Raw genomic sequence first — 22811 nt, 5'->3', positions numbered from 1 at the left:
TCGCTGACGCTTGTCAGCCCAGACGGCGACGTTTAAGGTAAGTTAGCCGTGACTGGGGCACTGAGCCCGCCCCAGTCACTCGCGCGATCAAGCTCAACACCAAGAACTTACCAATAACAATAGCGGAACCCAGACTATGTATAAACTCACTGCCCGGTTGGCACTGCTAGCCAGCCTCAGCCTTGCTGCCTTGCCGGCACTTGCCGAACAATTCAGCGTACTACTGTTTACCAAAACCGGTGGCTGGCACCATAAGTCCATCAATGCCGGTGTCGATGCCATGCAAGAGATGGCCGAACGCCATCACTTTAGCCTCGACTGGCACGAAATGGCCAGTGTGTTTGCCGATGATAAACTTAAAAATTACGACGCCATTGTCTTTTTAAATACCACCGCCGATATTCTGGACGATGACCAGCAAGCCGCCATGGAGCGCTTTATTCAGTCGGGCAAAGGCTTTGTCGGAATTCACAGCGCCTCAGATACCGAATACGACTGGGACTGGTACACCAAAATGGTGGGCCGCACGTTTCACATTCACCCAGCCATCCAAACCGCTGAAGTGGACGTTATCGACCGTACGTTCCCAGGTGTTGAACGTATGCCCGACACTTTTCTTTGGACTGACGAATTTTACGAGTTTGGCGCAGAACGCATCGATGGCCTGAACTATATTCTCTCTATCGATGAGAGCACCTACGACCCCGTTGCCGACTGGGGCCGGGTAGCTGGCAAAGGCATGGGCGATTTTCACCCCATCGCCTGGTATCACGAGTACGACGGCGGCCGGGCGTTTTACACAGGGCTTGGCCACATGCCATCAACCTACAGCGACAAAATGTTCTTAGAGCATATTTATGGTGGTTTATATTGGGCCGCCACCGGCAAAGGGATGCGTAAGTAGCGCGTCGCATTTAACCGCTTAGAGTTTAAAAAGCCCGCATTTTGCGGGCTTTTTTGTCGGCGGGTATGAGTTTACACCCGATCATCAACAAGAGAGAGTTAAGGTACCACCTCAATCTTAACGTCAATAAGCCCTACCTTGGCATCAGCAAGCTCCGAGAATGCCGAGCGGGACAAGTCAATAATGCGCCCCTGGATAAACGGGCCCCGATCATTAATTTTTACCACGATGTCGCGACCATTTTCGAGATTAGTGACGCGCACCTTAGTACCAAAAGGTAAGGTTTTATGGGCGGCAGTCTTGGCTAACTGATTAAAGCGCTCACCGCTGGCGGTTTTACGAAACTGGAACTTCGCCGCATAAAACGAGGCTTCACCTCGCTCAGTGTAGCCAAGCAAATGCTCAGGGCTTTTCGATTCAACGCTGCTACAGGCTCCCACAATGGCAAGTAGCAACCCCAAGGGTAAATATTTAATAGCAGTCGTCATAATGATTTTTGCGGTTCAGGTTTAAGCCACAGTATACTCAGGCTACAACACGCCATCTGCGCGGCACCTCGCAAATACTTGCCCAAATTCAGCCAAAGCACGAATACGGGCCAAAGTACTGGCAAAGCTGACAACGGCTTGATTTTGCAAAAGCTTAAGAGTCATTATACTGCTCTTAGCCACGACAGGATGTTAGCCATGAATATCGAAACGCTCTGGGTCCACATTAACGCGCCGATTGCAACGGTTTACGATTTTGTGCGCGATGCGCGCAACCTACCTCGCTGGGTGCCATTTTTTACCTCAGTACAGCCCGGCAAAGACACTGACACGTGGCAAGTGGATACCCCAGACGGCCCGGCGCAATTTCAGTTTGCAAAGCGCAATGACTTTGGCGTACTGGATCATCGCATATGGTTCTCATCGGGCGCCGTACTCAGCAACCCCATGCGGGTCATCGAGCAAGGCCATAGTAGCCTCTTAAGCTTCACCCTGTTTCAGCTCGACACCATGTCAGACGAACAATTTAATGAAGATAAACGTCTGGTAGAAAAAGACTTAAACACGATTCGTCAGTTAATTGAGAACTAATGTGAACATTAACCTCAACAAAAGTACTCGCCTGAAGACGGTGCAAGATACTGACACGCAACAACTCTACTCAACCATAGAAAAAAAACGTCGCTATCTTAGCGCGTAGATGAGCCGGGTAAACGACACAAACGCCATAGCCGATAGTGAATTTTTCTAAGCGTTTAAAATTTTATCTGAGCATCACACGCCTACGACCGCCAAACCACCAAAGGGGAAAAACCTTGAGGTCATAAACATGAAAATACACTTTATTATTTATGACAAGGTCGAAGAGTTGGACCTGGTTGGCTCCTGGGAGCTGATAGGCCTTCTCGCGGAGATCGGCTTGTGCGAGTCGCCCAGATTAATATCACTAAATAGCATGACACCTTCTGGTGAGCACGGCATGCGCTTCTCGGCAGACAGTCACTTCAGTGAGGCAGAGCTACCCGACGTATTGATCGTGCCTGGCGGTAGTGGCGCACGTAGCGCCATGCTCGATGACGAGGTTATTGCTTTTATGCAGCGCGCGGGGCGGCAGTGTCAGGCTATTCTGTCCATTTGTACCGGCATGTACCTCATGCAACGAGCCGGGTTATTTAGCGGAAAAAAAGCAACGACTCACTGGGAGTTTTTAAACGAGCTAAAGCAAGACCCCACCGTTGAAACCATCGAAGAGCGTTTTGTAAAAGACGGTACTATTTGGTCGTCTGCGGGAGTCTCTGCCGGCATGGATATGACCTTGGCGTTTATCGCCGACCATTTTGGTGTAGAAGTAGCGTCCACCATCCAACTGAAGGCTGAATATTACCCCTCCTCTAAGGTATATGGCCACGCCCACCGCCAAGCAAACACAGCAAAATATATACAAGAGTTAACGTCATAAGTGTCGCTCTAGGCTTCAATGCTCGTAGCGCAACGCCTAAAAACGGGCAAGACTGTAAGCAACTGTAAATTTGTCCATTTATTAGAAAGCGGTGTCGCCCTTCTCTCGCGCCTAAGCGACTTATCGGCTAAAATTTTATCGCCTATAAAAACTTGATAATCCATAACAATAGACAGGAACCTTCATATGCCCAAACTTACTCCGTTTGCCCTTTTTATCCTGGCCGCAGCACTCTCTGGCGGTTGCACTCACACGAGCAATCAACCACCTGCAACCGAGCAAGAGCAGTGGGTCGATATTTTTAACGGCAAAAACTTAGACGACTGGACCATAAAAATTGCCGGTTACCCGCTAGGTGAAAACGCACTGAATACGTTTGGGGTTAAAGACGACAAGTTAATTGTTAACTACGACGAGTACGATACTTTTCAGGGGCGTAACGGACATATTTTTTATAACCAACCTCTATCTCACTACAAGGTAAAAGTAGAGTACCGTTTTGTCGGAGAGCAAGCCGAGGGCGCCCCCGACTGGGCCTGGCGTAACAATGGCATTATGTACCATGCACAGTCGCCCGAAAGCATGGCGCTCGAGCAGGGCTACCCGGCCTGCATGGAAGTGCAGTTGCTTGGCGGCAATGGCACAGATGAGCGTCACACCTCGAATCTGGTCACCCCCGGCAGCCACGCCGTCTACAAAGGCGAGCTGCGCACCGACCATATCATCGAATCCACCAGTGGGACTTACCACGGTGACCAGTGGGTCAGCGCCGAAGTTGAGGTGCACAGCAACGAGCTTGCCATTCACCGGGTAGAAGGTGAGGAGGTAATTCGCTACTCTGGTATGCAACTCGACGATGGCACACCGCTAACAGAAGGCTATGTCGCCCTACAAGCCGAGAGCGCCCCTATTGAGTTTCGCTCGGTTAAGCTGCTAAATCTTAAAGGCTGTATGGATGAAACAGCGACTAACTACAAATCTTACTTTATCGCCGACGCCCCAGACTCCTGCCAGTACTAACGGGTCTTCAGAGGCAGGTGTTCATTCACCTGCCTCTGCTTCCCTCCCAAACCCATACGCCTCGCCTCGCACCTCGATATTTACTGCTATATTTAATCCCGTCATTAACGTCACGGGAGTCAGCAATGGAAACACCTAATACCACCGAAGCGACCGGCAGCTGTCTATGCGGCGCGGTAACCATTCACGCCAACGCGCTTAAAACCAGCGTGGGCGCCTGCCACTGCAGCATGTGCCGTAAATGGTCCGGCGGGCCACTGATGGTCCTCGATTGCGGCGAATCGCTCACCATTAAAGGGGAAGATAATCTAAGCCGGTTTGACTCATCCGAATGGGCTGAGCGCGCCTTTTGCAAACGCTGCGGCAGCCATTTGTTTTATCGTTTAAAACCCAACAATCTACATTTGGTAGCGGCGGGTATTTTTGAGTATCTCGACAGCCTTGTATTTGATCATCAGGTATTTATCGATGAAAAGCCCGAGTACTACGCTTTTGCAAACCAGACTCACAATATGACCGGGGAGGAGGTATTTGCTTTATTTTCTAACGATTAAATCATCACCCTCGTATCGTAAAAAACACCCATAAAAAAGCCCGCACTGGGCGGGCTTCTTGTAATATAGTTGACCGAGATTAAAACTCAGGCAACTCATCCAATGTAATCACCAGCTCGTGATTGTAAACATGGCTTTTATGGGCATTGGTATTAAAGTATTCGCCCGTCCAAAAATTAGATGAGCTGCTCACGCCCTCAGCCGTATCGCTGTCGTTCCAGACCATAAAGAATAACCACCAGGCGTTATCGGCGGCCATTGCATCCGGATCGGGAATATTGCTGTTTTCACTTAGCGCAACCATCTTAGCCTCATGCGGATAATTTTTGGTTAGCTGGTAAGCCTCTACTTGCGACTCGTAGTTCTGACTACCGTCGTAAATATCGACGCTGACAATATCGACATATTGATCACCCGGATACCAAGCGCCGTGCTGGCCGTTCCACACCCACAGCAAATTATCTAAACCGTAATGGTTCGTCAGACGATCGTATAAATAGCGCCACATAAGTACTTGCGCATAAGCCGGCGGAACACCGTCGCTGCGGTCGGTACGCCCCCACCAAAACCAACCGCCAGAAGCCTCGTGCAAGGGTCGCCACAACACCGAGACGCCGGCGTCTTCTAACGCTTGCAGCTCGGCGGCAATCATGGCCACGTCCGCTTCGATATTGGCAAAGCTGGTACTGCTGGTATCCAGCTCTCCATTGGCAACCGGAATGGTGAAGTCGGTGTCCTCGGTATAAAACTCACCAATTACACCGTCGGCGGCATTCGGGTCGCGCCAGTGCCAGGTAAAACTCACCAAGCCACCTAGGTTCCAGTGCTCGATAGCCTCTTCTGTTTGTGTTAATCCGGAGATACCATTCCAATATAAACCGTAATTCATAAAGTCATAGCCCATCATGGCAGGAGCACGGCCAGTGTCGTTTTGCACACGGGCAAACTGGTCGATCGCATCTTGCCAGGTCTGATCCATTTGCCCCGACAGCATATGGTTGCCCCAAATCGACTGTAGATACGTATACACCGTACGTGTAGTCATATCGGCATTCGGGTTTACCGGCTCATCACGCATCGCTCCCTGAAGGTTCTCACTCATGCCAGGGCACATACTTCGGGATAAACACGCCTCGCCTTCAGCCAGCCCCCAACTGCCATTGTCGCTGTCGCACAAAGGAGTTTGCGCCTCACCGATCTGACAATAGGGGAAATCACCTGCGCCCGGATCCGCGGCCGACTCAAACACGATGCACGAGTAATTATTTTCCCAGCCCCAGCCGTCACCGTCCGGGTCGGAATCAGCACTGCGACAATAAGGCCAACCATTACTGGCTGCATTGGGAATAATCGCCCCCGTACTCGAAGATGACGAACTGGATGCAGAACTCTCCGACGACGAACTACTACTGGACGACTCAGAAGACACTGACGAACTACTAGAACTTGACGAGCTGATAACGGAACTTGAGCTACTGGCACTCCCGCCGGTCACATTCAAACTGGTAAGTTCAGGCAAGTAGTTATCGCCATTTGCCGTAGCACAATAACCAAAAGAGGCACTTGCGCCCGCCGCGATCTGACTGTTGTAAGACATCGCTGTAACGGTGTTACCCGTTAGATTACCGTTCCATAAATTACCAATATCAGATTCATTAGTATTCAGCGTTAACTGCCACGAGCTAACCGCTTCACTGCCAGCGTTGTTGATTAACACCGAGGCACAATAACCGCCGCCCCAATCGTTTTGAATCGTCAGAGTAGCCGCGGTATTGTTATTACCACTCACCGTACTCGCGTTTGCTATAGCGCCACTCAGCACCAGCGTTGCCGCTAACGCTGCTTTGCAGCAGGGTCTTATCAGGGTATTTATCATGGTCTCCTCCAATGAGAGATCGTTATTAACGTTATTGGAAAGCAAATCCGCCGTGAATGGGCGTATCCACTGGGCGACAATCTTTGTGAATAAGAAAGCAACTTTATTATTCGCAAGTGCAACGACCCAATCAGTCTATGCCGCTTATGCCTTCCATTATCGAAACCAAAGCGGAATTCATTGATGAAACCGTTTTCATTTCGAACACCATCATCCCGCTACTGCCTTCCTCAGTCAGAGATCCAAATCACACTTATACACTTCAGGGCCGTAATATGGCGCACTAAAATACGCGAAAAGAAATTGAAACGACAATGGCTTTTAACAAAAGCCTTGTTATCGATACCACAACAGGCAGGAGATAAACTCAAAACTTTCAGGTGTTATTAAAAAATATTTGCTTACCTGCGGCCAAACAACCCCCAATAATGTAGGTAATTCAGTACTGGATAAGCCGATTTACTGCGGTGGACTATTCCCGATCGCTGAGCGTTAAACCGGAAATCGACTGTATGAATTGTCGGCTGCCATGGCGAAGGGGGCGGACTGATTAAAAGTCGCTCGACCACCCAGGCTTGAACTGCCCGCGGGCTCTGCATACTTATCTCTGTCGCAGCCAATCGAGTCCCCACCTAAAAAGGCGTTACCATGTAGGCTAGAATAACGCGCTGTTAAAGCCAAAAGTGTTAGCTGATCGCCGTTTGTACAACACTCTCACCCAGGACACCGCCCCATGAGTCGCCCCTCTTTTTATACCATGGCAGGATTTCAAGCCGGCATCGCGGGTGTCGCGGCAATACTGTTGCAGGTTTTGCCACAAGGCGCTTCTGAGTTTGGCAAGATGGGATCTCTCGCCTGGCTCTGGGGCCTAATGGCAGCACTACTTAGCTACACTTTACTCGCAGGCGTCAACCGTTACAGCAACCTTATGCAACGTCACACCTTCGCGACACTGCAACGGGTACGACCATTATTTACGCGTCTAACCTTATGGCAAATGGTGGTGATATCGGCGCTAGCTGGCATTGGCGAAGAGCTGCTGTTTCGGGCTTTTTTGCAAAACCTTATTAGTGGCCACAGCAATATCTGGCTTGGGCTGGGGCTTTCCTCACTGATTTTTGCACTGCTGCATTTTTTATCGTGGTTTTATTTTTGTATAACGCTGCTGATGGGATTATTACTGGGGGCGGGGTATTACCTAAGCAATAGTATCCTGTTTGTGATTGTCTGGCACGGCGTCTACGATTTAATCGCACTGTGGGTATTGGTGCACGCCCCCCAGTGGCTGGGATTGCCACGTGCCTCAGTCCTTAAACTCTAACGCTTACTGATTAAAAAATACAGCCAGCCAAATCGAGGGTTCACTGGCCAATGTCCCCGCAACCCGGTGGCGGGTACCGGCGGGGATCAACACATAATCACCGGGCGCTAGTGGCTGCTCTGAGCCATCGCCCCACTGTAAAACCGCGCCACCGCTTAACAGTAGTACCCATTCGTGCTCATCTTGTTCGTACCAAGCGTCCACCGCACTGGCGTGACCTTGCGACACAATTCGTTCGATGCGCACGGCTGTCGAATGACACAGAGTTTGCGTCAACTCCTGAGGCAACTGCTCGGGGATGTCCGCCGTGATATTGCACGGCTGAGGGGCGCCTGCGCCCGGCTCTTCCATACTCACAGCTTATCGAGCCCCTTGCTGGCAAAGTCCGAGTGGTGCTTAGTCAACTGCGGCTTTGAACCGCTGGGTAGTTTATTGACGGCGCCACGCTCAGCACTAAACTCCAGCCCCTCGCGGTACAGGGCATTGCCGGCATCGACCTCGCCCAGTTGCAACAGCAGGCGAGCCTGTAATTCATACACCTCAGCTGACGGTGCGATATCGAGACTCGCTTTAAAATAGTCACGCGCCTGCCCCCACAAATTATTGCGTAAGCTCAATTTTCCTAACGTACACAGCAGTACTGCATCGGCGTCGTGGGTTTTAAGCCAACTATGGGCCGTTTTTAATTGCGCGGTGATATTGGCACCGGTCAATTCACCATATAGAGCCACCCACTCGCTACGCCACTCGCCCTTTAAGGCGCTGACCAAACGCGGCTCGGCCTCTAGATCGAAGCCCAAACGATGCAACTCCACCGCATAAACACCAATAAGCGCGGGCTCTTTTTGTAAACTTTTAGCAAGGCGCTGCCACACCGCATCCAGCTCGGCCTTGCTCGCTTCGGCACCCGTGCTGATTTGTCGGGCCGGCCGGGTACTCAGTGCCAGCTGGCGTTCAAACACGGCAATTTCTATCTCACGCAAGGCCTCAGGGGGGCGAATTTTTAATTGCCGCAAGCTTGGTAGCAGCTGCTCGAGCGCGTCAATTTCATCCAGGGCAAAATAAACATCCGCCAATAAATCTAATACCACCGGATGCTCTGGAGCGGTGCGCTTAATACGGTTCAAGGTAGCCAGGCACTGCTCGTAACGCTGGCTTCCCAGCTGCATACGCGCCTGTGTTAACGCGACAGCTAACTCACTACTGCCACGCGAACGCTCGGCTTTATGCAGTAAATCCAGTGCGCCGGAAAAATCTTTTAGCTCATAAGCGCAGCGTGCGGCGGCCAGATAATTAACTTGCGGGCTAACGGACTTACCGGCACTACGCACTAATTTTTTTTGTGCTGCCGACCAATCGCCCTCGATAAAATCGACTAAAGCCGCCATAGTTTTAGATTGCGCCCGGGACGAGTATTTGCGCTCGCGGGTAAGCAGCTTGCCTGCGTTGCGCCCCACATTAATCACGCGCAACAATAGCCAAAACACTAAAAAGCACAGCGCCAAAATAACCAAACCGGTCCAGGCGCTCATCTCTATGGTTTTATGGCCAAAGGCAATTAACACATAACCGCCATCGTGACGCATCATTTGAAACAATAATGCGCCGGCGACCATTACCAGCAACAATATGATTAAACGTCGTTTCATGGCGTGCCACCCGCCTCAATTTTATGCAGCTTATCGATATAGGCCTGCAACTGACCCAAGGCATCATTAATGTCCGGCAGCTCGACAATAATGGGCTCTTCTTCTAACTCAGCCAATTCCGTCAGCATAATATTGGAGCGATTATTCTGCTCAAAATACTCGGCGATCCATTGCTGCGCTTTATCTAAGCTTTGCTCGTATACCTGAGGCTGTTCACGCAGTAAAGCCAGTTGCGCCTGCTCTAGCATTAAGCGCAAGTTTTGCGTTAAAAAGTATCGCTGTTCAGGCGGCAACAGCGGCGTAACTTTTTGCTCGCGATCGCGTACCCGGATATAACTGCCAAGCGCGGTAAAAGCGCGGTTAAAACTCGCTTTTATTTTTTGCCAAACACTATCGGCGCTTGTGCCTGCGGCCACAGAGCTGTCGGGGCCGATTGAGGAGCGCTGAAAACTCTCCAGTTCATCTAAATTTCCAATTTGCTCAATCAGCGCCTGCAGCCGCGAGTACAAACCTTCACGATCAATTGGCTCTACCATTTTTAGCGCTGTTAGCTCGCGCGCCAAGGTTTGACGCACGCCAAATAAATCTGGGTCTTGCTGGTCACGCAAAATGGTATCGGCGGCCTGCGTTAAGGCGATCGCCTCGGAGCTGTTGTGCTCGATCAACATACGCTGGCTCGCCAAGCGTAATAAGAAGGCGGCCTCGGCTAGCTTCCAGTCGTCTCGCGATGTGTCGCTCAGCGCCTCTAGGCGGCGCTCCATGGCAGCCTGTTGGCGGGCCAAATTGTTCAGCTGTGACGAATCATCACCCTCGGCCTGCAGCGTTTGCAACACTTGGCCTTGCTGTCCCAATTGGCGCTTAAGATTACTAATATCATTTTCGATGGCCGATGCATCAAAGGGTTTGGGCTGGGTCACGGGCGCATTGCCGGTAGCGACCTCGCGCTCTAGCTGGGTGAGCTGTTGCCACATTTGCCAGCCAAACCAAGCGGTGGCCCCGGCCAGCAGTACGATTAAGAGCAGGCAAAATACCGCCAGTGCCGAGCGGCGTGGCTTTTTAGCCGCCACAGCTTTGGTGTGGGCTTTAGGAGGGGGCGTTTTTTTATGGGTATCGGAGTCAGGTGTTTTGCTTTTATCCTCCTTGTTGTCACTGCCTTTTGCACTGGGCTTATCCGTCGCGGATGCCTCGGCGGCGGTTTCATCAGCTCCCACTACGGGTAGCTTACTGTTGTCGCTGGAATGATCTTGCGCCATGAATTTCTCCTGAAATAACTCGCGCCCACCGCACATGCGGTTGTGTAGTAGCAATAGGTACTGCGCGACGACCACCGGTATTTGACCGAGGCGGCCTCGCTAACACTTAACCCCTAAGGGCAATATAGCTGTTTAAAGCGGCTAGCATGGCATTGTCACCCGCATTTTGCGCCACTAACAAGTGATCAAAGCCCGCCTTACGGGCCAGAGCGGCCACCCGCTCGCCGGGCACCAGCAACGGGCAGGCAAACGCTTCGCGGGCTACAGCCGGATGCTTGTGCAGTAACTGCGTTAAGTTACCCAAACTTTCGCCACTGTGCGCACTGAGTATATCCCACTGTCCGTTGCCAGCGGGTAAAACGCTCAGCAAGCACGATTCGGCCTCAGTCGGTAACCGACGGTGGTATAATTCGCAATAATCTACCTGAGCCCCGCGCTCGCGCAGAGTGTGCGCCAGCACATCGCGCCCGCCCACGCCACGAAATATGACTATTTTTTCTCCGGCCACCTGCTGCAAGGCGGGATCGGCGAGCAGGGCCTCACTGTTCATGGCCGAGTCCTCCCGGCCCAATGCACTGACTGGAATATCCGCATGCTCTAGCTGGCGTGCCGTGGCGCTACCTACAGCAAAATAGGTAATGCCCACCGGCAGCTGGGGCCAATAGGTATCGAGCCAGTCGGTGCCGTAACTGACCGCGTTGCGACTGACAAAAATGGCCTTTTGGTAGTGATCAAAATTGAGTATCAGCTGCTTAACCTGCTCGCGCGCCGCGCTATCGTCAAGCGCGACGATTTCCATCACCGGCACCACAACACTCGCCAAGCTCTGATCCGCCAACGTCTTTTGCCATTGGCTCGCCTGAGGCTCTGGCCGGGTAATGATAACGCGGTAACGACTCCGTAAAGACGCGCTCACGAGCTCGCTCACTGAATTTCGCGGCCGTACACGTCAGCTAAAATACGATCGGCACCGGCGGCCAATAAACGTTCCGCCAAGGTAATGCCCATGGCCTCGCCCTCGGCCACGGGGCCGGTAATCTCGTCAAACAACATGGTACTGCCATCTACTGCACCCACCAGGCCACGTAGCCACAGCTGATCACCGCGATGCTCGGCGTAGCAGCCAATCGGCACTTGGCACCCGCCCTCTAAGCGGCGGTTCATCGCGCGTTCGGCACCGACACGTTCGGCGGTGAGCCGGTCATGCAGCGGCGCCAACAGCTCGATCAACTCGTGATCGTCGCTGCGACATTCAATGCCCACGGCCCCCTGACCGCCGGCGGGTAGGCATTGCTCGGGGCTCAAGTGGCTGGCGATACGATCTTGCAGCTCGAGCCGCAACAGCCCGGCGCTGGCCAGAATAATGGCGTTAAACTCGCCGGCATCTAGCTTAGCGAGCCGGGTTTGTACATTGCCGCGTAAAAACTTGACCGTTAAATCGGGCCGCTGCGCTAGCAGTTGGCATTGACGGCGCAGGCTGGAGGTCCCCACCACACTGCCGGCGGGCAAAGAATCCAGGTCGAGGTAATCGTTGCTGACAAACGCATCGCGCGGGTCTTCGCGCGGGCAAATCACCGGTAAGCCCAGCCCCTCGGGAAACTCCATCGGAACGTCTTTCATCGAGTGCACGGCAATATCGGCAGAGCCGTCCAGCATAGCTTGCTCCAGCTCTTTAACAAACAAACCTTTGCCGCCCACTTTAGCCAGGGGAACGTCGAGAATCTTATCGCCGCGGCTTTTAATCGGTAACAGTTCAACGGTTAACGATGGGTGATAACGCAGCAACTCGGCTTTAACATACTCGGCCTGCCACAGGGCAAGCAAGCTTTTGCGGGTGGCAATTTTAATGATGCGGGAGCTCGAACTCATATCACTCTCAATGTTGGCTAGAAGGTAAACGCGGCCCCCATCATAACAAATCAAACCACAACAAACCCGGACGGGCTATAGCTGCTTTAGTAGCGCCTTCACATCGCTGGCGTGGCGGCGGCTCACCAGAGGGGCCACCTCGGTATCGGCCAGACGCACCTGCAAGCCGCCTTCAGGGCAACGCTCTAACGCCAAAATATGCCGCGCCGAAACCAGCGCGTTGCGGTGTACCCGAACCAGATGCCCGGCAAACTCTTGCTCGAGCTCTTTTAAGGTGGCATCCAGCAGGTGCTCGCCGCCGGTATGGTAAACCGTGACGTATTTTTGATCGGCGAGAAAGTAACGAATATCGGCCAGTGCTATACGCTCAATCCCCCGGTGGGTTTTGGCGGTGATGCTACTGCGGCGACTAGCACCCTGAGCAGCGGCGCGCTGCATTTTATTAAGCTGCGTGACTTTGCCAAGCGCCGCCTCTAGTTGCTCGCGGCGCACAGGCTTAAGTAAGTAACCCACCGCGCTGGTGGCAAAGGCCTCCAGTGCGTGCTCACTATAGGCGGTACAAAATATGATGGCCGGTGGGTCGTCCAGCTCACTGATCGCGCGTGCCGCCATTAAGCCATCATCGCCCGGCATATGGATGTCCATCAGGACGATATCCGGGTCATGCTCTAACACCGCCGCCAACGCCGCCTCACCATCGGGGGCCTCGGCACTTACCCGATACTCCGGCAGCGCCTCTAGCATTCGCCCGAGCCTGGCCCGCGCCAGCGGCTCATCATCGACAATTAACACATCTAACATAATTAGGCCTTTTTCTTCTCGCGGGGTAAGCCAGGGCGCGGTCTTATGTCGCCAATCCAGATAGTGACACAAAACGAATCGGGACGATCGTCGATGGTCAACTGCGCATCCGCCCCATAAAAAGCCAAGAGCCGGTGGCGCACATTATCAAGCCCCAGCTTATTGCCCGCGCGGCGCGACTCCTGGGTCGACTCCGCGACGCTGTTGTATACCGACAGGGTCAACTCGCCGCCCTCTATGCGCAGCTTTACCGCCAACTCCCCGCCTGTGCGGCTATTTTCGATACCGTGATAAATGGCGTTTTCTACCAGCGGTTGCAGTAGCAAATGAGGCAGCTCAGCATCCTCTGGCGGGGTGGCTACATCCCAGTTAAGTCGCAGTCGCTCACCTAAACGCAACTGTTCGATACGCAAGTAGGCCCGGGTCAGCGCCAGCTCGCGCTCGGCGCTCACTTTACTGGTTTTGCTGAGCGCCGCGCGAAACAAGTCAGCTAAGTCTTCGACCAGACGCTCGGCTAAATCCGGATCTACCGCAATCAAGCTGGCAATGCTATTCATACTATTAAACAGAAAATGAGGCTCGATACGTGACTGCAGTGCCTGAATCCGGGCACGCAGCTCGGCCTGCTGTTGCTCGCGCAGGCGCTGTAGTAAATATAAGTAGCGCAGCAACATCCCGGCAATAATAGCCGCAAGCAGTACGTGGGTGGCCACCTGCCAACCATCAAAAAAGCCCCGCCCGATGCCTTTTAATAGCCACTGGCCCGTGGCCGAAAACACCCCGGCACAGACTAAAATAACGCCGTATGCGGCGAGCCAGGCAAATAGCCGTGGTAGGCGTTCAAGCAGCGGTCGCGCCGCACAAATAAGTCCGGCGCTGGCCAGCGTAATCCACAGCACCAGCGCCGACACCAACCCCAAATGGGCCCAGCTGAGCGCTGCCAACCCTTGGCTGGCAGCGCTCAGCAGCACCGCCAACAGCTCGGCCGCCACCACCAGCATAAACAACGCCTCAATGTTGCACAGCTCGGGCAGAAGCGTAGGCGCACGCTCGTTGAGCGCGGTTTGTGCCTGTCTTGCCGGTTTCCTCATAGCAATACCTTACTGCCGTTTTTTCCATGGGCTATAATGCCGCCACTGAGATGCAGTGCCAGTGTTATTCTGCTGAATACTAGCGGATGCGGCCGGGCACATACAGGCCCGTCGGGAGGCCGATAGTGCCGCCGATCCGACTGGCGCAAAATACCGATTCTAACCGCGAGACACACTATGAGCGATAACGAGCAGACCAACCAATCCTGGGGCGGCCGTTTTACCGAGCCCACCGACGCCTTCGTCGAGCGCTTTACCGCCTCAATTGGCTTTGACTGGCGCCTTTACCAGCAGGACATTAACGGCTCGATCGCCCACGCTACCATGCTTGAAAAGGTCGGCGTACTGAGCGCTGCGGAAAAAACACAAATCATTGAAGGGCTCGAAGAAATCCGCGCCGATATTAACGCGGGCAACTTTGAGTGGTCGGTGCAGCTCGAAGATGTGCATATGAACATCGAAGCCGCGCTCACCAAAAAAATTGGCATTACCGGTAAAAAGCTGCACACCGGCCGCTCGCGTAACGATCAGGTGGCCACCGATATTCGGCTGTACGTGCGCGACCAGATTGACCTGATTGCCGCCGAGCTCAAGCGTCTGCAGAGCGGTATTCTAGATCTGGCAGAGCGCGAGGCCGACACCATCATGCCGGGTTTTACTCACCTGCAAACCGCACAACCCGTGACCTTTGGCCATCACCTGTTGGCCTGGTACGAAATGCTGGTGCGCGATGCCAGCCGGTTGGCCGATTGCCGCACCCGCTTAAACCAGTCGCCGCTGGGCGCCGCCGCTCTGGCCGGCACCACCTACCCCATCGACCGCGAGCTTACCGCCGAGCTTTTGGGTTTTGATAAGCCCACGGCTAACTCGCTCGACTCAGTATCCGACCGGGACTTTGCCATCGAGTTTTGCGCGTTTGCCAGCATTTTGCTGACGCATTTATCCCGCGCCAGTGAGGAGTTAGTGCTGTGGACCAGCGCTCAGTTTAACTTTATCGATATGCCCGACCGCTTCTGCACCGGCTCATCGATTATGCCGCAAAAGAAAAACCCCGACGTGCCCGAGCTGGTTCGCGGTAAAACCGGCCGGGTAAACGGACATTTAGTCGCCCTGTTAACCCTGATGAAGTCGCAACCGCTGGCCTACAACAAAGACAATCAGGAAGACAAAGAGCCGTTGTTTGACGCCGTCGATACCGTAAAAGACTGCCTGCGCGCCTTTGCCGACATGGTGCCGGCCATTCGCTCGCGTAAAGACAGCATGTACGAGGCGGCGCGGCGCGGTTTTTCTACCGCTACCGACTTGGCCGACTACTTAGTGCGCAAAGGCATGCCGTTTCGCGACGCCCATGAGGTGGTGGGTAAATCCGTAGCCTACGGTATTGAATCGGGTAAAGACCTGTCGGAGATGAGCCTTGACGAGCTACAACAGTTCTCGGACACCATCGGCGATGACGTATTTGACGTGTTGACTCTGGAGGGCTCGGTCGCCGCCCGTGATCACATCGGCGGCACCGCCCCCGCCCAGGTTAAAACGGCCGTTGCCTACGCCCGCAAGCAGTTGTAAGCCAGTCGCTGCCCACTCCGCCTGGAGCGGGCAGCGACCAACCGCCAGGTTATTCCGCCCCACCAACACCTACCTCTTTCCGCCTCAGTCGCCCGTGCAAACCCAGTAGCAAAATGAACATTTTTTGTGCAAAAGTACTGGACTCGGCGCCCAATTCATCTATGCTTAAGCAATAATCTGCGCGGCATAATGGTCTATAACACGGTGGCTTACGGGGGCAGCTGGGCTTGTCTACTGAAAACGACAACATCAGCGCGTTAAAGGCGCGTATTCGCACACTCGAGCAAGCCCTTGCCGAGAAAAATGCCGTGCCTTCTAATCCACCGCACAGCTCGGATAACAATGATGAGCTCGACGAGTTAGCCACCCGCGATCGGCGCTTTCGCTACGCTATGGCAGCCTCTCGCGATGGTTTATGGGACTGGAACATCAACAGCGGCCGCTGCTATTTCAGTCGCGGCTACTGGAAGCTACTGGGCTACCCGGAGCCTCCTGCCAATATCGGCTTCGCGCTCATCGAGCAGCAACTGCTGCACCCCGAAGACCGGGAGGCCGTAATCGACGAGCTGCGCGCCGCCATCGCCAACCGCCGCGCCAATTTGCGCCTGGAGCACCGCATGCTGAACGCGGCTGGCGAAACCCTCTGGGTCGATAGCCGCTGTGTGTTAGTTGAGCCCGACGAAGACGGCTACGCAACCCGCTGCGTGGGTACCATTAGCGATATCACCGGAGACGTCCAAACCAATACCGAGCTCGTCACAGCCAAAGCCGAGGCCGAACAGGCCAGCAAAACCAAAAGTCAGTTTTTGGCCAGTATGAGCCACGAGATCCGCACCCCGATGAACGCCATTATTGGCCTGGGGCATCTGCTGCAAGACACCCCTCTGGACGATGTACAACGCAGCTATCTGCACAGCATGGGCATAGCCGCCGACGCGTTGCTACAAACGGTTAATCAGGTGTTTGACTACGCCAAGCTCGAGACCGGCAACATCACCTTAGAACACAGTCACTTTGATTTAGAGCGGGTGTTTGAGCGTCTCTCTCACCAATTTGAAAGTCGCGGGATCGAGCGCGACGGCAACGCGCAATCAGTGGCCATTAATTTTGCCATCGATGACGAGGTGCCGCTGTTTATGCGTGGCGATGCTACTAGGCTTACGCATATTATCAGCCACTTAGTCAGCAACGCCTTGCAATACTCCTACAGCCCCGAGATTTTAATTAGGGCCAAGCTACTGCGTTGTGTCAACGACCGTATTAGCCTGCGATTCTCGATCACTGATTACGGACGGGGAATGTCGCCGCAAACCCTGGAGCGGTTGCGCAGCGATCTACAACGCCAGCCGCACCGCACCATCGGTAACAAAAGTGGTTTTGGCTTACAAATATGCAAGCTGTTGGTCAAACTAATGAACGGCTCACTGGAGCTGCACAGCGAACCCAACAAAAGCACGACCTTTTCGTTCACCGCCGACTTTGAAAAAAGCCATATAGGCGCGCGACGCATCAACGACAGCGATTACAATTGTCGCGCCCTGCGCCTACTGGTCGTCGACGACAATCAGCTGGCACTGGATATTCTCAGTCAGTCGGCGGGCAAACTGGTCGATCACGTGGATAGCGCCTGCGATGCCCACGTGGCCTGCGACAAAATTCGCCGCGCAGAACAAGACAATCGCCCTTACGACTTAGTATTAATCGACTACAAAATGCCTATTAAAAATGGCTTAGCCGCGGCGCGCGATATTAAAACCGCGTGCGACTTACACCGTAAGCCACGGATTTTTTTGGTGTCTTCACTTAGTCGCGACGAAATTTTCTCGCAGCCGCATACGGCCACTGACAAAGACGTCGACATTGTCGATGATTTTTTAAGTAAACCGGTCAGCGAATCACGCTTATTTGACGCTATTTGCCGAGCGCTACCCGAATGCTTGCAGCCCAACCAAAGCACAGAGATCGAAACATTTGAGCAGCTACAGGGACGCCATATTTTATTGGTCGAGGACAATGTCGTGAACCAACAGGTGGCCACTGGCATGTTACGCAAAAAAGGCGTTACGGTAACCACAGCCAATAATGGTCAAGAGGCACTGGCGCACTTGGCCGGAAGCCTAAGCTTTGACGCCATTTTAATGGATATTGAAATGCCGCTTATGAATGGCATAGAAGCGACTCAAGCGATTCGCGCACAATCACATTTAAGCCACCTACCCATTATCGCCCTAACCGCACAGGCTATGCACGAAGATCGCGACCGCTGTTTAGCGGCCGGCATGAACGATTACATCAGCAAGCCAATAAAACCCGCAAAACTATACAAAGTATTGAGTGACTGTTTCATTACATCGATTTAGCACGACAGTTATCGTTAATAAACGCTTGGTGAGTGGGCATATACTCCACCGAGCGCTGAACAACCTCGCGAATGCTGTCTAAGCGCCGCGCGATTTCATCTTTGCTAAGCGTGTCCACAATCGGATGATACGCCCTCGGGCGCAACCCCTGACCGTGCATAACCTCAAGCCAGCTAAGATCATTAAATAGCTCTTCATTAGTACGAAATATTCGGCCATTCTTTTTAAACTGAGCAATTTTTTGTTGCAGTGTTTCGGGGATAGGCATCGTACGACAGTAGTTCCAAAAATCTGAATCATCCCGGCGAGTGATACAGTAGTGAGCAATTAAGAAGTCCCGTATACGGTCGTACTCAAAGTCGACCTGACGATTGTATTCGTCGATATCTTCCTGATCAAAATTTCGGTTGGGGAATAAGCTCATCAACTTTGCGATGCCCGACTGCACCAAATGAATACTGGTGGACTCGAGCGGCTCCATAAAGCCACCTGCCAGCCCTAGGGCAACACAGTTTTTGTTCCAAAAATGCTTACGTTTCCCCGTGGTGAAACGCAACAGCTTTGGATCGGCCAAGGGTTCGCCATCCAAGTTATTTAACAGCGTGCCAGTCGCCTCATCATCACTTATATATTGACTGCAGTACACATGGCCATTACCGGTGCGATGCTGTAGCGGGATGCGCCACTGCCAACCCGCCTTGTGGGCCGTAGCGCGAGTAAATGGCGTGGGCTCGGAGACCTTACTGCAAGGCACGGCGACAGCGCGATCACAGGGCAGCCACTGACTCCAGTCTTCATAGCCTGTATTAAGTGCTTGGTCGATAAGCACGCCGCGAAAGCCAGAGCAATCGATAAAAAAATCGGCATCCAGGCAATCGCCATCCTCTAGGGCGACAGATTCAATAAAACCGTTGTCGTTGTTCAGAGAAACATCGATTATTTTTCCTTCTCGCCTTTGTACGCCTCTCTCGATGGCGTAATCACGCAAGAACATAGCGTATAAAGTAGCATCAAAATGAAACGCATAGGCAATATCTGACAGTGGTGAGTTGCCCGCATCTACCGGCCGCATAAAACGCCCTTGCTGAGCGGCCAGGCAGTTAAGCGTAAATTGATCCAGCCCCGGCGCCTCCCCCAACTGAAACATCTTTAGCCAGTAGTGATAAAACGACACGCCTTCCATATCTTTACCGACGCCACCAAAAGCGTGAATATAGCGCTCGCCAATCTGGCCCCAATTATCAAACTGAATACCAAGCTTAAAAGTTCCAAAGGTTTTTCGTAAAAATTCGTTTTCATCAAGCCCTAACATTTGGTTAAACAGCTGAATCTGCGGAATAGTCGCCTCTCCAACACCGACAGTACCAATGCTGTCCGATTCTATAAGCTGAATTTCACAGTACTGGTTTTTTAACACGCGAGCCATTGCCGCAGCGGCCATCCAGCCGGCCGTACCGCCGCCAACAATGAGTACTTTTTGTATCCTGTTATCCGTCATCTAATTTAATGGCCTCTTTTTAACATCTTTTGCGGCGCGGCTAGTTACCGGGCTTTGAGATTTTTTAATACCTCGGTTAGGGTGGGCATAGTTTCTGCCGCCTTAACCAGGGTTTGGTGAATTTTGTTATGCTTGTGCTGCAAACGATCTAAATCCGCATCAACCAGCGTCAGGTCGTAGCCCTTGGGATACCATCCTAACCCAAGTGCCAATACAATCCACGCCTCGTCACTCAGGATATCTTCCTCTCGCCGCCATAAGCGACCAAAACCACAAAACACTGATAAGCGCCAGCGTAACTGATCTGGAAGACTTTTGTTGTCACACTCAAAACCCACGGCGTGCATCCAGTGAATCTCATTCACGAGCTCGTAAAGCTGTCGCCAACGTCGATTATATTCATCCCTTAATAACGGGCGGCCGGTTCTGTCTGGCAATAATTCGAGCCAAAGCATAAGACACCGTGAAGCCCAGGACCATTCAGAAAAGGCCACCCCCCCTGGTTGACCGGCCGCTTGCCCCAAGGCAAGACAGTTGTGAGCCCACCCCTGACGGGAGCGACCGCTTTGAATGCCCTGAACACGGTAGCCGTCCGTATGCATCCCCGACGTTAATGTGTGCAAAGCGGTTTCATCGCGCACCCAGCAGTCGACCTTAAGGTTATCTTGTAAAGCGCACTGGCGGCGCCAGCCCCAAGGCTCGCACAACATTTGAGCAAAAGGTTGTGGGGTGACGGTAGACATCTCGCTATAGCTTAGGCAATAGCGCCAAGGTTCCGCTTGCGAATTATCATAGGGCTCATTAAGTGTTTGCCGCAGCAGGTGTGCTGACGCGCCGGTGGCATCGATATAAAAATCGGCGGCCAGTGGCGATCCGCCACCAACGTCCAACGCTTCGACCCCATTAGCGGAACCTCCATGAACATTCAAGGTATCACAAGAAACGCACTCCACACCCAGTGTGCGGGCGTATTGGGCGAGAGCTTCTACCAAGGCCGAGCGATCTAAGTGTAACCCGTAACCTAAAGTGGATTTGGCCGAGCGCGGATCGTCCACCGGAAAGTCAAACCGCCCTAGTTTAGCTGCCTGCGCAGCCAGGAAGTGATCAGCAAACGCTAATTGATCGGCGCCGTCAAAGCGCCTAAAGAATTCCTGCTCAAAAGGCGCCGGCGAGGGTTCAATGCCATGGGTGCCGTAGGGCCAAAAAAAAGGCGTTTGGTTAATGTTGTATTGCACACCCAACGAGTAGATCCCTCGGCAAGTGCGCAGTAGCTCCGGCTCCGGGTAACCCACCATAGTCAACCAACACCCAAACGCGGGGTCAGTAACTTCTACGCCGTGGCTGTCGTCTTGCTCCAGCGCAGCAGGGCGCACCCAGAGCAGCTCACAACTGCTCGCTTTAAGCGTAGTTGCCAAAGTGACGGCCGCACCGGCCGCAACCAAGCCGTTGCCCACAATAATTATCCGCCGTATTGGGCGAGGCGCGTTAGCCACGGCGTTCACCATACAAACTCATTACCGCTGGCCCCTCTTGACTTAACCCGCCCCGTCGGATCACATCCCCGTGCATGGGGGCCCTTTGCGCCAGCTGTTGTAGATGCGACGCCATAGAGTCGAGCTTTGCCGCGGTGGCCGCTTGCGGTGACTGAAGCGCCCGAGAGTCAAAACCCGTTGGCAATAAACCTTGACCAAGATAAACGGCTAGCCAGCTAGGCTGGGCAAACAAGCCCCGCTCGTATTGCTCGATACAAGCAGATTCGCGAAACAGTTCTATCTTTTGCTGCAGGCTATCCGGAATACTCATTGCGGCGCAGTCTTGCCAAAACCTAGAGTCTGTACGGCGATTCAAATGGTAGTGCAAAATTAAAAAATCGCGCACCCGATGATACTCTGTAGACATCCACTGGTTAAACGCAGATTCACTTAAGCTATGTTCGCCGTTGATGGGGAAATATTCTACGCATTTAATAATCGCCATCTGGATTAAGTAAATGCTGGTAGATTCTAAAGGCTCTAAGAAGCCGCTGGATAGCCCCACTGCTACGCAGTTTTTCTTCCAGCTTTGCGCGCGGCAGCCCGCTTCAAAGCGCAGCAAGTTTGGCTCTGACACCGGCTCACTGTTTAACGCCTGATACAACTGTTCAAACGCCTCGTCATCCGTTAGGTAATCGCTGGCATACACTTGCCCGTTTCCGGTACGTTCCTGCAGTGGAATACGCCACTGCCAGCCAGATCCCGTCGCTGTTGAACGAGTAAAAGACGGTATCGTCTTCAGCGGCTCGCTCGCCATGGCTATTGCCCTGTCGCAAGGCAACCAGTGCTTCCAGCTGGTAAAAGGCACCTTCATCGCTTGGCCGAGCAAAAGCGAACGAAAGCCGCTACAGTCGACAAAAAAATCCCCCTCAATTCGCGCTCCCGACTCAAGTACCACTGCCGATAAGCGGCCATCAGCGGACTGCTCGGCGTAATCCACCGTGCCTTCACAGCGCACAACCCTGCGCTTTTCAGCATAGCGGCGCAACAGTATTGCGTAACGTGTGGCATCTACGTGAAACGCATAACCGTACCCTAAGTCGGCATAGGGCGGTGGTGGCGCGAAACGCCCGTTATGGGCCAACTGCGCCGCCAGAGAAAATGAATCTAAGCGTAAATGGGGTAACGCGGCACGGGCACACAGCCAGTGGTGATGAAAATCAATACCGCCTAAGTCGTGACCAAAGGCGCTAAAGGGATGCATGTAACGGCTACTTTCATCGCCCCAACCGACAAACTCAATCGCCAATTTGTAAGTCGCTTGAGTGGCCTGGATAAACTCTCGCTCGGCAATACCCAACAATTGGTTAAAGTATCGTATATGGGGAATAGTGGCCTCACCCACCCCAACCGTGCTGATATTATCTGATTCAACCAGAGTGATTGACATACCCGCAGGTAAAAGGCGCGCGAATGCGGCGGCGGTCATCCAGCCCGCCGTGCCACCACCGACAATAACAATTCGTTGAGTCATTGGGGTTGCCATGAGAGCCTCTGCACTTATTCAGCTTACTGTTATTATTCTTCACAAGTACATACTGTACTGTCATTTATCTTAAAGCACACATAA

The 22811-nt window shown here is 53.0% G+C and carries 20 protein-coding genes; 8 read left to right on the top strand and 12 right to left on the bottom strand.

The annotated features are described in order from the left end of the window. The first annotated feature begins 136 nt into the window (after nt 1–136). Nucleotides 137–904, top strand: a complete 768-nt coding sequence (locus SD69_RS03790; protein ID WP_041522150.1) for a ThuA domain-containing protein — start codon at nt 137–139, stop codon at nt 902–904. 98 nt (nt 905–1002) lie between these two features. Here the strand turns inward: SD69_RS03790 and SD69_RS03785 are convergent, their stop codons facing one another. Continuing rightward, nucleotides 1003–1392, bottom strand: a complete 390-nt coding sequence (locus tag SD69_RS03785; protein ID WP_041522149.1) for a septal ring lytic transglycosylase RlpA family protein — start codon at nt 1390–1392, stop codon at nt 1003–1005. 198 nt (nt 1393–1590) lie between these two features. Between SD69_RS03785 and SD69_RS03780 the strand changes: the two genes are divergently transcribed. The 4 genes from SD69_RS03780 to SD69_RS03765 all read left to right on the top strand — a co-directional run bounded on the left by SD69_RS03780 (nt 1591) and on the right by SD69_RS03765 (nt 4425). Beyond that, nucleotides 1591–1983, top strand: coding sequence for an SRPBCC family protein (locus SD69_RS03780; protein WP_052480865.1), 393 nt, complete (start codon nt 1591–1593; stop codon nt 1981–1983). A gap of 238 nt (nt 1984–2221) precedes the next feature. Then, nucleotides 2222–2851, top strand: coding sequence for a DJ-1/PfpI family protein (locus SD69_RS03775; RefSeq protein ID WP_041522148.1), 630 nt, complete (start codon nt 2222–2224; stop codon nt 2849–2851). A 186-nt stretch (nt 2852–3037) separates the two neighbouring features. After that, nucleotides 3038–3871, top strand: a complete 834-nt coding sequence (locus SD69_RS03770) for a 3-keto-disaccharide hydrolase (RefSeq protein WP_041522147.1) — start codon at nt 3038–3040, stop codon at nt 3869–3871. Nucleotides 3872–3996: 125 nt separating this feature from the next. Continuing rightward, nucleotides 3997–4425, top strand: coding sequence for a GFA family protein (locus SD69_RS03765; RefSeq protein ID WP_041522146.1), 429 nt, complete (start codon nt 3997–3999; stop codon nt 4423–4425). Nucleotides 4426–4504: 79 nt separating this feature from the next. Here SD69_RS03765 and SD69_RS03760 read toward each other — a convergent pair whose 3' ends face one another. Continuing rightward, nucleotides 4505–6301, bottom strand: coding sequence for a glycosyl hydrolase (locus tag SD69_RS03760; protein ID WP_041522145.1), 1797 nt, complete (start codon nt 6299–6301; stop codon nt 4505–4507). Between the two features lie 733 nt (nt 6302–7034). Between SD69_RS03760 and SD69_RS17960 the strand changes: the two genes are divergently transcribed. Further along, complete coding sequence (locus SD69_RS17960) at nt 7035–7622, top strand: CPBP family intramembrane glutamic endopeptidase (protein WP_052480864.1); 588 nt, start codon at nt 7035–7037, stop codon at nt 7620–7622. Nucleotides 7623–7625: 3 nt separating this feature from the next. Here SD69_RS17960 and SD69_RS03750 read toward each other — a convergent pair whose 3' ends face one another. The 7 genes from SD69_RS03750 to SD69_RS03720 form a co-directional block, all read right to left on the bottom strand. Next, entirely contained in the window at nt 7626–7973 is a 348-nt protein-coding gene (locus SD69_RS03750) for a cupin domain-containing protein (RefSeq protein WP_052480863.1), read from the bottom strand. A 2-nt stretch (nt 7974–7975) separates the two neighbouring features. Then, nucleotides 7976–9271, bottom strand: coding sequence for a heme biosynthesis HemY N-terminal domain-containing protein (locus SD69_RS03745; RefSeq protein ID WP_052480862.1), 1296 nt, complete (start codon nt 9269–9271; stop codon nt 7976–7978). Then, nucleotides 9268–10524, bottom strand: a complete 1257-nt coding sequence (locus SD69_RS03740; protein WP_041522144.1) for a uroporphyrinogen-III C-methyltransferase — start codon at nt 10522–10524, stop codon at nt 9268–9270. Before SD69_RS03740 ends, SD69_RS03745 begins: the two co-directional genes overlap by 4 nt. Before the next feature lie 106 nt (nt 10525–10630). After that, nucleotides 10631–11440: a uroporphyrinogen-III synthase gene (locus tag SD69_RS03735; protein WP_041524406.1), complete on the bottom strand. Its 810-nt coding sequence runs from the start codon at nt 11438–11440 to the stop codon at nt 10631–10633. Nucleotides 11441–11448: 8 nt separating this feature from the next. Beyond that, a complete protein-coding gene (gene hemC, locus SD69_RS03730) occupies nt 11449–12393 on the bottom strand; it encodes a hydroxymethylbilane synthase (RefSeq protein ID WP_041522143.1) in 945 nt (314 codons plus the stop codon). A gap of 75 nt (nt 12394–12468) precedes the next feature. Next, nucleotides 12469–13194 (bottom strand): LytR/AlgR family response regulator transcription factor, encoded by a 726-nt coding sequence (locus tag SD69_RS03725; protein WP_041522142.1) that lies wholly within the window; start codon nt 13192–13194, stop codon nt 12469–12471. A gap of 2 nt (nt 13195–13196) precedes the next feature. Beyond that, nucleotides 13197–14285 carry a sensor histidine kinase gene (locus SD69_RS03720; RefSeq protein ID WP_052480861.1) on the bottom strand — a complete coding sequence of 363 codons (1089 nt, stop codon included), beginning with the start codon at nt 14283–14285 and terminating at the stop codon, nt 13197–13199. Nucleotides 14286–14462: 177 nt separating this feature from the next. Here SD69_RS03720 and argH point away from each other — a divergent pair, with 177 nt between their 5' ends. Further along, the gene (gene argH / locus SD69_RS03715; RefSeq protein ID WP_041522141.1) at nt 14463–15851 is read left to right on the top strand and encodes an argininosuccinate lyase; all 1389 of its coding nucleotides are present in this window, start codon (nt 14463–14465) and stop codon (nt 15849–15851) included. 227 nt (nt 15852–16078) lie between these two features. After that, entirely contained in the window at nt 16079–18211 is a 2133-nt protein-coding gene (locus SD69_RS03710) for a PAS domain-containing hybrid sensor histidine kinase/response regulator (protein WP_052480860.1), read from the top strand. On the opposite strand, the gene SD69_RS03705 is transcribed toward SD69_RS03710, so the two are convergent. The 3 genes from SD69_RS03705 to SD69_RS03695 are packed head-to-tail and all read right to left on the bottom strand — an operon-like array spanning nt 18198 to nt 22715. After that, a complete protein-coding gene (locus tag SD69_RS03705) occupies nt 18198–19709 on the bottom strand; it encodes a tryptophan halogenase family protein (protein WP_041522140.1) in 1512 nt (503 codons plus the stop codon). The genes SD69_RS03710 and SD69_RS03705 overlap by 14 nt on opposite strands. A gap of 44 nt (nt 19710–19753) precedes the next feature. After that, nucleotides 19754–21214 (bottom strand): tryptophan 7-halogenase, encoded by a 1461-nt coding sequence (locus tag SD69_RS03700; protein ID WP_041522139.1) that lies wholly within the window; start codon nt 21212–21214, stop codon nt 19754–19756. After that, nucleotides 21195–22715, bottom strand: coding sequence for a tryptophan halogenase family protein (locus SD69_RS03695; protein ID WP_052480859.1), 1521 nt, complete (start codon nt 22713–22715; stop codon nt 21195–21197). Before SD69_RS03695 ends, SD69_RS03700 begins: the two co-directional genes overlap by 20 nt. Nucleotides 22716–22811 lie beyond the last annotated feature (96 nt).

The sequence above is a fragment of the Gilvimarinus agarilyticus genome, assembly GCF_000832015.1.
Classification (GTDB): domain Bacteria; phylum Pseudomonadota; class Gammaproteobacteria; order Pseudomonadales; family Cellvibrionaceae; genus Gilvimarinus; species Gilvimarinus agarilyticus.
This window is presented reverse-complemented; position numbering and strand designations above follow the sequence as displayed.